Source organism: Candidatus Buchananbacteria bacterium CG10_big_fil_rev_8_21_14_0_10_42_9, assembly GCA_002773845.1.
Taxonomy (GTDB): domain Bacteria; phylum Patescibacteriota; class Patescibacteriia; order Buchananbacterales; family 21-14-0-10-42-9; genus 21-14-0-10-42-9.
Genome location: PEZZ01000040.1, coordinates 1 through 11521, shown reverse-complemented (window position 1 = coordinate 11521; position 11521 = coordinate 1). Strand labels below are relative to the sequence as shown.

General features: G+C 40.3%; 11 protein-coding genes. 9 read left to right on the top strand and 2 right to left on the bottom strand.

The features are described from left to right. From sufB to COT81_05025, 8 genes are all read left to right on the top strand, one after another. Positions 1 to 1295, top strand: a 1295-nt coding sequence (gene sufB, locus COT81_05060; GenBank protein PIS04708.1) for a Fe-S cluster assembly protein SufB, incomplete at its 5' end; no start/stop codon positions are given. Then, positions 1295 to 2449 carry a hypothetical protein gene (locus COT81_05055; protein ID PIS04706.1) on the top strand — a complete coding sequence of 385 codons (1155 nt, stop codon included), beginning with the start codon at positions 1295 to 1297 and terminating at the stop codon, positions 2447 to 2449. The genes sufB and COT81_05055, both read left to right, overlap by 1 nt. After that, the gene (locus COT81_05050; GenBank protein PIS04705.1) at positions 2450 to 3679 is read left to right on the top strand and encodes a cysteine desulfurase; all 1230 of its coding nucleotides are present in this window, start codon (positions 2450 to 2452) and stop codon (positions 3677 to 3679) included. A gap of 125 nt (positions 3680 to 3804) precedes the next feature. Next, entirely contained in the window at positions 3805 to 4185 is a 381-nt protein-coding gene (locus COT81_05045; GenBank protein PIS04704.1) for an SUF system NifU family Fe-S cluster assembly protein, read from the top strand. A 24-nt stretch (positions 4186 to 4209) separates the two neighbouring features. Beyond that, positions 4210 to 4980 carry a Fe-S cluster assembly ATPase SufC gene (gene sufC / locus COT81_05040; protein ID PIS04703.1) on the top strand — a complete coding sequence of 257 codons (771 nt, stop codon included), beginning with the start codon at positions 4210 to 4212 and terminating at the stop codon, positions 4978 to 4980. A gap of 1 nt (position 4981) precedes the next feature. Further along, positions 4982 to 5722, top strand: a complete 741-nt coding sequence (locus COT81_05035; protein ID PIS04702.1) for a hypothetical protein — start codon at positions 4982 to 4984, stop codon at positions 5720 to 5722. Further along, positions 5688 to 6521: a metal ABC transporter permease gene (locus tag COT81_05030; protein ID PIS04701.1), complete on the top strand. Its 834-nt coding sequence runs from the start codon at positions 5688 to 5690 to the stop codon at positions 6519 to 6521. The genes COT81_05035 and COT81_05030 overlap by 35 nt, the downstream gene beginning before the upstream one ends. After that, entirely contained in the window at positions 6508 to 7182 is a 675-nt protein-coding gene (locus COT81_05025; GenBank protein ID PIS04700.1) for a 23S rRNA pseudouridine synthase F, read from the top strand. The genes COT81_05030 and COT81_05025 overlap by 14 nt, the downstream gene beginning before the upstream one ends. On the opposite strand, the gene COT81_05020 is transcribed toward COT81_05025, so the two are convergent. Together COT81_05020 and COT81_05015 are read right to left on the bottom strand one after the other, a co-directional pair. Beyond that, positions 7166 to 8095: an EamA family transporter gene (locus COT81_05020; protein PIS04699.1), complete on the bottom strand. Its 930-nt coding sequence runs from the start codon at positions 8093 to 8095 to the stop codon at positions 7166 to 7168. The genes COT81_05025 and COT81_05020 overlap by 17 nt on opposite strands. A gap of 44 nt (positions 8096 to 8139) precedes the next feature. Continuing rightward, a complete protein-coding gene (locus COT81_05015) occupies positions 8140 to 9108 on the bottom strand; it encodes a hypothetical protein (protein PIS04698.1) in 969 nt (322 codons plus the stop codon). A 151-nt stretch (positions 9109 to 9259) separates the two neighbouring features. On the opposite strand from COT81_05015, the gene COT81_05010 reads away from it, so the two are divergent. After that, a complete protein-coding gene (locus COT81_05010; GenBank protein PIS04697.1) occupies positions 9260 to 11482 on the top strand; it encodes a hypothetical protein in 2223 nt (740 codons plus the stop codon). The last annotated feature ends 39 nt before the right edge of the window (positions 11483 to 11521 follow it).

The following is an 11521-nucleotide window of genomic DNA, read 5'->3' as shown; positions in this document are numbered from 1 at the left end:
TTTCCAAAGACAAAGACGAACCAAAGTGGATGCTAGATTTACGTTTGCGCGCATTAACGGAGTTTGAACAAAAACCCATGCCTACTTGGGGTCCGTCTTTAGATAAATTAGATTTGAATAGTATTCGTTATTATGGCAAAGCCACCGATGAGACCGAAAAAACTACATGGTCAGAAGTGCCCCAAGACATCAAGGACACTTTTGACAAACTTGGAATTCCGGAAGCTGAGCGCGAGTATTTGGGCGGCGTGGGCGCGCAATATGAAAGCGCGATGGTGTATCACAGCTTAAAACAAGATCTTTCTGATCAAAGTGTGATTTTTGAAAACATGGATACAGCGCTAAAACAATATCCAAATATAGTTAAAAAATATTTCATGACCAAATGCGTGCCGATTTCCGATCATAAGTTTGCCGCTCTGCACGGCGCGGTGTGGTCCGGCGGCACGTTTATTTATGTGCCTAAAGGAGTAAAAGTGGAATTGCCGCTGCAAGCTTACTTTAGAATGAATTCGGAACTAATGGGACAATTTGAACATACTTTAATTATCGCAGACGAAGGCTCACAAGTTCATTACATTGAAGGTTGCTCGGCGCCGCAATATACTAAAAATTCTTTGCACGCAGGCTGTGTGGAAATTTATGTGGGTAAGCACGCGCGGGTGCGTTATAGCAGTATTGAGAATTGGAGTAAAAATACATTTAACTTAAATACTAAGAGGGCGGTGGTTGACGAGAGTGGATTAATTGAATGGGTTAACGGCAATATGGGCAGCGGAGTAACCATGTTGTATCCGTCCAGCATTTTGAAAGGCCGGAAAGCCCGCTCAGATTCAGTCGGCATTGCTTTTGCCGGCTCCGGCCAGCATCAAGACACTGGCAGTAAAGTAATTCATTTAGCGCCTGATACGGCTTCTACTATTAGAAATAAAAGCATTAGCAAAGATAACGGTATTTGTACTTATCGCGGGTTAGTCAGAATCGTTGATGGCGCGACCAACGCCAAATCCAGCGTTGTTTGCGATGCTTTGTTGGTAAATGATAATTCGGTTTCGAACACTATTCCAAATATGGAAATACGCGAAAAAAAATCAGACATGGTGCATGAAGCCGTGGTTGGCAAAATTTCTCAGGCGCAAATTTTTTACCTAATGTCTCGCGGCTTAAGTGAAGATGACGCGAAAAAAATGATTGTCAGCGGTTTTATTGATCCCATTACCCGAGCATTGCCTGGCGAGTATTCAGTGGAATTGAATCGGCTAATTGAATTGGAGATGGAAGGAGCAATCGGATAATGGTAAATACGCAAGAGCAAACTTTAAAATTAAGCCGAGCGTTTGGCGAACCAGAATTTGTTGCCAAGCATCGCCAAGCCGCAGCTAAAATTTTGGCTAGCCAATCAATGCCAACTTTTAAATATGGCCAAGGTATTGTAGTTAAGCCAAGAAATTTTAAATTAGAAAATTTATCAATTGACGCTGAAATTGAGTTAGTTAAAATAGAAAGCCAGCCGGGCGTAACTTTACGCGCTATAAGCCCAAAAGATTCTAAATATTTGTTTGAGACGGTTAATTTTTCTGATAACTACTTTATTAATTTACAAAAAGCTTGGTTTAATCGCTCGGCGGTGTTGGAGATTGCGCCTCAGACTAGATTGAATAAACCAATTGAGATAGATTTATTGTTATCTAAGTCTTCTCACATAGATTATGTTTTGGTGTTAGTTGGTCAGGGGGCGAACGTTGAAATTATTGAGCACCAAAAATCAAATCAGCCTGTATTTAGAAGTTCGCTAATTGAGGTGGTGGTGGGTGAAAATGCCGAAGTTCAATATTCTTTAATACAATCGTTAAATTTAAAATCAACGGCCTTTGATACGCGCCGGTCAAAAGTATTTGCCAATGGGAGAATTAATTGGCAGTACGTTTTGTTAGGCAGTGATTTTCATAAACTTGAAATTGGCGCCAATTTAGTGGATCAGGGAGCCGAAGCTCAAAGTAATGGTTTAATTTTTGGCAGTGGCGAACAAAAGTTTAATATTAACAATTCAACTAAGCATGAGTCACCATTGACTCAAAGCCTTATGAATTTAAGCGGCGTGGCGCGCGATTCATCAAATTTATTTGCCTGGGGTTCAATTGATATTGGCGCTTTAGCTAAACAATCGGTAGCTGATGAAAAAATTGACATGTTGGTGATGAGTGAAAAAGCGCAAGCCAACGCTATCCCTGATTTATTTGTGGCGACTAACGATGTGCAATGTGGCCACAGCGCGTCAATTAGCCAGCTAGATAGCGACAAAATATTTTACCTGCAAAGCCGCGGCGTTGACCAGCGGTTGGCAACTAAACTTTTAATTAACGGGTTTATTGAGCCAGTGGTTAAAAATTTCAAGTTAGATGAACGAAGCCAAACTATAATTCATGATAAGGTCAACCAAATAGCCTAAATGTTTAACGTCGAAAAAATTAGACGGGATTTTCCGATTTTAAAGCAAAAAGTTAATGGCCAACCATTAGTGTATTTTGATAATGCTAATACTACTCAAAAACCAAAAGCGGTCATTGAGGCGGTAACTAATGTTTATAGCGTTTATAACGCCAACGTTCATCGGGCGATGCATAGTTTAGGGGTAAAAACTACGGTCGCCTATGAGGGCGCACGCCAAATTTGCGCTGATTTTATTCACGCTGAAACTAGTGAAATCATATTTACTTCCGGCGCTACTGCCGCACTTAATATTTTAGCCTATGGCTTAGGTAAAAAATTAAAGCGCGGGGATGTTATTTTAGTTTCCGCGATGGAACATCACAGCAATTTTGTGCCGTGGCAACAAATCGCCAAAGCGGCCGGGGCTACGTTGCAATTAATAGAAGTTGATAAGGCCGGACAGTTAGTAATTAATGAAAAACAATTTACAAATAATGTTAAGATTGTGGCAGTGACTTTGATGTCGAATGTTTTTGGCACTATTACCGATGTTAATAAAGTTGCGAAGCTGGCGCATAAAGTTGGGGCTAAAATAGTAGTTGACGCGGCCCAAGGAGCGGCTCATGTGCCAATTGATGTGGCCAAATTAAATTGTGATTTTCTGGCTTTTTCGGGACATAAGATGCTCGGGCCAACCGGCATTGGTGTGCTGTATGGCAAAAAGGAGTTGCTAGAAAATTTAGACCCCTTGATGTTTGGCGGTGAAATGATTTTAGAGGTTAAAGTAGAAGAGACTATTTTTAATGATGTGCCTTACAAATTTGAAGCCGGGACAACTAATATCGCCGGTGCAATTGGCTTGGGCGCGGCGATAAAATATTTGCAATCAGTCGGTTTGGAAAATATTTATCGGCAAGAACAACAGCTTTTAATTTATTTATTTAAACAGTTAAAAGGTATTCCAGAAGTTCAAGTGGTTGGGGGCACTAATACAAGCCGGCGGGGCGGAGTGGTAACTTTTATTTTAAAAACTAAAGACGGACAAGTAATCCATTCACATGATTTGGCCGAAGTTTTAGATAGTTTCGGTATCGCTATTCGCGGCGGCCATTTTTGCGCTATGCCATTGATGGCTAAATTGGGCATAGTGGGAGCTTCACGGGCAAGTTTTTATTTGTATAATACAGAAACCGAAATTGATGTGTTTGTGAAAGCGTTAATTTACGCTCGGGATTATTTTTCAAAATAATATGAAATTATTTAGTCATTTCAAGGAGCGAATTACGATGAGCGACGCAGTCATCTCTTGTATAGTAGAGATTGCGACGCTTCCCGAGTCTGACTCGATTCGCTCGCAATGACAGTGGGGTAAATATGTCTTTTGATCAATTATACCAAGAACAAATTTTAGACCATTATAAGAACCCTAGAAATTTTGGTGAGCTTCGTGGCGCCACCGTTAAGTTTAAGGATTTTAATCCGTCTTGCGGGGATGAAGTGGAGATGCAGTTTGTTATAAGCGATAAGACAATTTCTGAAGTTAAATTTCATGGCCGAGGTTGTGCCATATCGCAAGCGGCGGCGTCTTTGTTAACTGATAAAATAAAAGGCCAACCAATCAAGTCAGTAAAAAAAATCGGTAATGATGAGATGTTTGAATTGCTCGGCGTGAAGCTAAGCCCAATGAGAGTTAAGTGCGGCTTGCTCGCTTTGAAAGCCACCGAAAAGGCGTTACAAAAATATTTACCCCGTTAAAAATGGGGACCAGCAAATGATTATATGACTAAAGAAAAAAATATTTCTGAAGGGGTGAATAAATTAGAAGTTAAAAATTTATCCATTGCTACCGATGACGGCAAAGACATAGTCAAAAACGCCAGTTTAAAAGTTGATTCTGGCGAAGTGGTAGTTTTAATGGGCCCAAACGGTTCTGGCAAAAGTACTTTGGCCAATGCCATTGTCGGTAATCCAAAATTTGAAGTTACTTCTGGTGAAATTATTTTAAATAAAAAAAAGTTAAACAAATTGTCGCCGGATAAAAGAGCTAAGCATGGCTTATTTATGTCGTTTCAGTACCCAAGCGAAATACCGGGAGTCAGCATGGCAAACTTTTTGCGGACGGCTTGGAATAATTTGCACGAGCAAGTAATTTCAGTCTCAGATTTTAAGAAGTTATTAGAAGACAAGATGGGCCTGCTAAAAATTCCAAGTGATTTTGCGCACCGCTATTTAAATACTGGATTTTCAGGCGGGGAGAAAAAGAAAAGTGAAATTTTACAGTTGGCTGTGCTTGAGCCTAAATTCGCGATCTTGGATGAAACCGACTCGGGCACTGATATTGATTCTTTACAAGTGCTTGCCGGCGGCATAAATCAGGTTAAGCAAAACACTAACATGGGCATACTATTAATTACCCATTACAACCGAATTTTACAATATATTAAACCAGACAAGGTTTACGTCATGGTTAATGGTATAATAGTCAAGGAAGGTAAGTCTGATTTAGTGCAAGAAATTGAAACTAACGGATATAAATTGTTTGTAAAGTAATATGGCCTCAAAACCTATCCTTCAAGTAAAAAATTTAAATGTTCAACTTGGTGGGCACGATGTTTTGCGGGATATAAATTTTACGATTGAGCCAGGTGATATCGCGGCCGTGATTGGGCCCAATGGGTCTGGCAAATCCACATTATTGCGCGCTATTTTGGGGTTAGTGCCGCATCAAGGGGATATTACTTATGCGGGTAAGCCGATTACTCCAAGGCAGTTGCAAAAAATCGGCTATGTGCCGCAGTATTTTGAATTTGACCGGACATTGCCCATTGCTTTGTGGGATTTTATGCGCCTGTGGCAAAAAAAGTATGACCGTAAAAAAATTGGTAAGTTATTAGATCATTTTAATTTAATTCCCAAAGCCAATATTAAAATTGGAAATTTATCAGGCGGACAGCTACAGCGTTTGTTTATCGCTCGGGCGTTACTAAACGATCCCAAAGTTTTACTTTTGGATGAGGCGACTGCCGGAGTCGACGTTGCCGGCGAAGAAGACATTCACGAGATCATCGGCCATTTAAATGATGTCCATAAGCTGACTGTAATTTTTATTTCGCATGAGATTGGGGCGGTATATGATTATTCGACAAAAGTTTTGTGTCTAAGCAATAAACTTGTTTGTTTTGGCGCAACTCATCAGGTTTTAAACAAGCAAGTGCTAGCTGATTTATTTTTAGATACACACCTCGCGGCCGTTAAACATGGCGGCAAAAAACACAAACACCATCATGCTTGAGATTTTACAATTTCCGTTTATGCAGCGCGCTTTAATCAGTGGTACGGTTTTGGCGTTACTGCTTGCCGTACTGGGAGTATTTGTGGTGATTAAAAAAATGTCATTTTACAGCGAAGGTATAGCGCACGCGTCGCTTGCGGGCGTGGCGATTGGAGTGTTGCTTTCTTGGAATCCGTTAGTCACCGCGTTAATTTTTACGGCGGGGCTGGCGACGTTAATGTGGTTTATTCAAAAAAAGACGACTATTTCAGCTGATTCTTCGATTGGTATTTTATTTACTAGCGGCATGGCGTTAGGAATTTTACTTATGAGCCTACAGCGAGGGTATCAACCGGAACTTATCAGTTTTTTGTTTGGTAATATTTTATCCATTACCAATGCCGAATTAATTTTAATTGTGGTTTTGTCTGTAGTTTTTTTAATATTTTTAGTCCGTCAATTTAAACAGCTAGTCATCATTGCCTTTAATACAGAGTTAGCCGAGGCGTCGGGCGCTAGAGTAGCGTTGTACGAGTGGTTATTTTACGTTATGGCCGGTGTCGCGGTTGTGTTGGGCATTAAAGTCCTGGGCATAGTGTTAGTGACGGCATTACTCGTGATTCCGGTAGCGATAGGTAAAATTGTCGCAGATAATTTAATTTGGTTTGTGATTGCAAGCGTAATCGCGGCAGAGGTGATGGTGTGGCTTGGACTTTTAGTTTCTTATTATGCCGATTTGCCAAGCGGAGCCACTATTGTGCTTGTTGGCACGGTGATTTTTATCCTGTCGATGTTTTTAAAGGATAATGCGATTAAATAAATTTATTGCTGGTTGCGGATATTGTTCACGGCGCGAAGCAGACCGATTAATTGCGGCGCGCCGCGTATTAGTTAATGGCCAAGTCGCCAGGCTTGGCACTCAAGTCAGCGTTAAAGATAAAGTTGAAGTAGATCATCAATTAATTTCAAATAAGCAAAAAAAAGTTTATTTGGCTTTTTTTAAACCGGTTGGAGTGATTACGACCACTGACTCTAAAAGCGACAACAACGTAATGGATTATGTTAATATTCCTACTCGAATTTTTCCCGTCGGTCGGTTGGATGTGGCAAGCTCGGGTTTGCTTATTTTAACTAACGACGGAGAGCTGGCGCAAAAATTGATGCGGCATGAAAATAATGTAGAAAAAGAATATGAAGTAGAAGTTGATAAAAAGGTAACGTTGGAATTTTTAAGCCAGATGGCAAGCGGCGTCCAGATTTCTTATAGCTATAAAACACTGCCGGCCAAGGTGAAAAAGTTAGGCCATAACAAATTTTCTATCATTTTAGTTGAGGGCAAGAATCGGCAAATTAGAAAAATGTGCGAGCACTTAGGCTATTCAGTGAAAAAATTAGTGCGGACAAGAATTGGGCAAGTTAAATTATTGGGTTTAAAACCCGGGGAGTGGCGCGAGTTAAAAGATTTTAAGCCTCAGCCTTAACTATATTTTGGTTCCGCGAAATTTTGTAAATGGCGTAGAGTAGCAATATGGCTCCTAAGATTTGAGACGGAGAAAGGATCACTCGGTTGATAAAGAAATCTAAAAATATAGCTGATACTGGCCAAAACATTTCACAAATGGTAGCGATGCTGGCCCGGGTTGAACGTAGGCCGGCATAGTATATAAAGACAGCCACCAAACCGGTTGAAAAAACAATCGCAATTAACGCGCCCCATTGTTGCGAGTTTATTTGAGAAATATTTGAGGCCGTGTTTAAAAGAAATAATACCGGAATTAAAATAATACTGGTTAGGCCAAACCGAATTGAGGTAAGTAATTTAAAATCAATATTGTTTAATGCCTTGCGTCCAAAAACCGTGGACGAACCCCAAGCAAAAGCGGCGCCGATCGCCAGCAGAGCCGCGAATAAAGTCGCAGAATCGTGGCTTAGGTTTGGTAAAAAGTTTTTAAAAGTAACCAGGTAGCCTCCAATTAGTGCCACAATGACGTACCACCAATATCGGTGGGATGGCTTTTCTTTTAAAATGATTATGGCCAAAGTGATTGCGAAAATTGGTTGAAGCTTTTGCAATAATATTACGACCGATAAATCGATATAGCCGACTAACCCTAAAGCTTTAGTGAAAAAGACAGTACCCAGTACTCCGCCAAGGAAAGCAACCCACAGCACGCTAAACCAATCTGTTTTAGTTATTTTTTTGAGGTTCGGCCAAAGCTTGATTAAAAATGGCAGAGTAACAATAAACCCGAGCACGTGTTCTAAAAAAACAATCAGAGTTGAAGGCAGGCTATAAAGTGATTGGCGCAAAAAACCATCCAAACTCCACAAAAAAGCCGCCAGAATAATTAAAAGCGGTCCAGTTTTAGTAAATTTTGATGATGTTGTTTCCATTAGTTTCGAAGTATAGCAAATAAAACACGCTTTGGCTAGCCTTATTAGGCTTTATGAATTTTTAGTTCGTCAAATTCGTCAACAATTTCGCCCCCAATTATTTCTTCTAAGATGTCTTCAATGGTAATAATGCCGGTAACTTCCGGCTTTGAGTTAGTCACAATAAAAAGGTGGTTTCGCTTGGCTTTAAACGCATTTAAAACGTCATCTAGGCTTCGGTCTTCGTTAACTAAAAATGCGTTTTGCCTGGCGATTTGTCCGGCGTTTTTGCGGCCGACGGCTTGCCCGACCAAATCTTTAACATACAACATGCCAATTATCTTATTTGGTGATTTGTCATAAATTGGAATTCGAGAATGGCCAGTCGCATAGATTTTTTTAACTATGTCTTGGGTAAGTTTTTGGGTGCTGCTGATGCAATACATTTTTTCCTTGGGAGTCATGACGTCTTTAACTTTCCGATTAGAAAAGCTGAGCGCTCCCTTAACAATTTTTTCTTCGTCAGCGTCAATTTCGCTTTGGAATAAGTCTTCTTGATGTTCAACTAATTTTATAATTTCCTTTCGGGAATAAACGGTGGGTATTTCTTCGCCTAACATTTTATTTAAGGTCCAGGCTATTGGCCAACAAATTGGCAATAAAATTATAATAAATAATTTAACCAGGCCGCTAAGTTTAGCGCCAAGAACCAAAGCGTGACGAGAAAACGAAGCTTGCGGCACGATTTCACCAAAAATGACAATTAAAGCCGTAGCGATTAGTCCGGCCGCAAAACCTGACGTGAGCGAACCTAGAAATATAGATAAGGTTGAGTTAACCGCGACGTTGCCAATCAACAAAGTGCAAAGCAGCAAATTGCCATTTTCTCTAATGGCGTAAACTTTTTGCGCTTGCTTATCTCCTAGTTCAGCTTTGCGTTTCAAGTCGTCTTTATTCAGGCTAAAAAAGCCAAGCGTGAGGCCAGAAAAAATGCCTGAAAGTGCGACCAGAAAAATTATTAAAACGAAGCTCATAATAAATATTATTGTATCAGACGCCTATAAATTTACCTATTTTTATATATCCTTAAAAAACTTGACAAAGTGGCTAAATTATGTAAAGATTTGCCCCTTACTAAGGGAGGACTTGTATGCGGGCCATATAAGTTATTTTTATTGATTTTTAATGAAAAAATTGGCCAATTTATCTATAGTCGTCCCGACTCTCAATGAGGCAGGTAATTTGCCGATTTTAGTCTCTAGAATTGATACTGCCTTACGCCAGGCCAAAGTCAACTACGAAATCATCGTTGTCGATGATAATTCCACCGACAACACTCGCGAACTAGCTTGGGGGCTATCCAATCAATACCCAATCTCATGCCATTTAAAACAGGGCAAGCAAGGTAAAGCTTATTCTTTACTGGAAGGTTTTGGTTACGCCAAATATGACTTGCTGGCAATTTTAGATGGTGACTGCCAGTACCCGCCAGAAGATTTGCCGGAAATGGTGTATCAAATAAACCAGGGTCATGATGTAGTAGTCGCTAATCGGGTAACTCAAAATATTCCTTGGCCTCGACGAATTGTGAGCCAAACTTTTTCTTTGATTTTTGCTAAGTGGTTACACGGGTTGGATTGCGATGTGCAGTCTGGAATGAAAGTGTTCAAAAAACAAGTTATTGATGACATTAGCTTGCACCCAACTGCTTGGACCTTTGATTTAGAATTTTTAATTAGCGCCCATAACCTCGGTTATTCGATAGGGGCAGTTGATATCATTTTTGGCTCACGCCTTTCTGGCAATTCTAAAATACATCTAGCTCGTTCTATCGCTGAAATTGGGTCTAATGCAATATATTTAAAAATTAAACCTAAGCAACCCGCCCGGATAAATCCTTATGGCCAAGACAATATGGCTGGCGCCGGCGTGGCCCACAATAAAAAACGCTTTATTACCCACACTACTTTAGAGCATCAAATATCAGCTTTAAAATCATTTGTGGGGTGGCAAAAAAGCGCGATGTTTTTGGCCCTCGTGATGATTTTGTTGGGATTATTTATTAATCCAATTATGACGGGCGTGGTAGTGATGGCGATTTTGAGTGCTTTATATTTTATCGACGTGTTGTTTAACTTGTATTTGGTCAGAAAAAGTTTAAGCCAATCGCCTGAGATTGTGGTGGGGGAGGAATTGTTGCGATCTCTTGATGATTCCGCGCTGCCAACTTACACCATTTTGTGCCCGTTGTATAAAGAATCAGAAGTTCTGCCAAACTTTTTAGAGGCAATTGAAAATTTAGAATGGCCTAAAAATAAATTGGATGTACAGCTATTACTTGAAGAAGATGATAAGGAGACTTTGTCAGCCGCCGAAGGTTTAAATTTGCCGCCATATGTTAGAACTATTGTCGTGCCTCATTCAATGCCTAAAACCAAACCGAAAGCTTGTAATTTCGGTTTGGCCCAAGCGCGCGGCGAGTATTTGGTAATTTATGATGCGGAAGACATTCCTGATCCGTGGCAGTTAAAGAAAGCCTACCTCGGGTTTCAAAAAAGTCCAGTTAACGTTGTTTGCCTACAAGCAAAATTGAATTACTTTAACCATGGGCAAAATTTGTTGACTCGATTATTTACGGCGGAATATTCATTGTGGTTTGACGTGACTTTGCCCGGCCTGCAGTCAATTAATACTTATATTCCGCTGGGCGGAACTTCCAATCATTTTAAAACGGCAGTGTTAAAAGAATTAGAAGGTTGGGATCCGTTTAACGTGACTGAAGATTGCGATTTAGGTATTCGCCTATTCCGTAAAAAATACACTACTGCGATTATTGATTCCGTCACTTTGGAAGAGGCCAATAGCAATGTGCGCAATTGGATTCGCCAGCGGTCGCGTTGGATTAAAGGTTACATGCAAACTTATTTAGTGCATATGCGAAATCCAATTCAGTTTGCGCGTTACAACGGATGGCACGCCTTGATTTTTCAGTTGGTCGTCGGCGGTAAAATTGCCTTTGCTTTGATCAATCCGATTTTATGGATAACTACCATTGCTTACTTTAGCGCCCGCGCCACAATTGGGCCAACTATTGAGGAGTTGTTTCCTTCGGCGGTCTTTTTTATGGCGGCGATGTCTTTAGTTTTTGGAAACTTTTTATTTTTGTACTACTACATGATTGGTTTAGCCAAGCGCAACCAGTGGGAATTGATTAAGCATGTTTACTTCATACCGTTTTATTGGATGATCACCTCAATCGCTTCTTATCTCGCATTTTATCAGCTTTTAGTTAAACCTCATTATTGGGAGAAAACTCATCATGGTTTGCATGTTAAAAATCCGGTCGGTTTGCCGGTGTCGGCCGCCATGGCTCCGTTTAGAATATGGTGGGTACCCATTTTTTTGTAAACTTTGTCTACACTCTAATGGATATGTAATTATTAATTG

Bases quoted from the DNA above. Each gene is read 5' to 3' on its own strand.
- COT81_05030 (PIS04701.1), top strand. From the start codon at position 5,688: ATGGCGGCAAAAAACACAAACACCATCATGCTTGAGATTTTACAATTT.
- sufC (PIS04703.1), top strand. From the start codon at position 4,210: ATGACTAAAGAAAAAAATATTTCTGAAGGGGTGAATAAATTAGAAGTT.
- COT81_05010 (PIS04697.1), top strand. From the start codon at position 9,260: ATGAAAAAATTGGCCAATTTATCTATAGTCGTCCCGACTCTCAATGAG.
- COT81_05055 (PIS04706.1), top strand. From the start codon at position 1,295: ATGGTAAATACGCAAGAGCAAACTTTAAAATTAAGCCGAGCGTTTGGC.
- COT81_05025 (PIS04700.1), top strand. From the start codon at position 6,508: ATGCGATTAAATAAATTTATTGCTGGTTGCGGATATTGTTCACGGCGC.
- COT81_05035 (PIS04702.1), top strand. From the start codon at position 4,982: ATGGCCTCAAAACCTATCCTTCAAGTAAAAAATTTAAATGTTCAACTT.
- COT81_05015 (PIS04698.1), bottom strand. From the start codon at position 9,108: ATGAGCTTCGTTTTAATAATTTTTCTGGTCGCACTTTCAGGCATTTTT.
- COT81_05050 (PIS04705.1), top strand. From the start codon at position 2,450: ATGTTTAACGTCGAAAAAATTAGACGGGATTTTCCGATTTTAAAGCAA.
- COT81_05020 (PIS04699.1), bottom strand. From the start codon at position 8,095: ATGGAAACAACATCATCAAAATTTACTAAAACTGGACCGCTTTTAATT.
- COT81_05045 (PIS04704.1), top strand. From the start codon at position 3,805: ATGTCTTTTGATCAATTATACCAAGAACAAATTTTAGACCATTATAAG.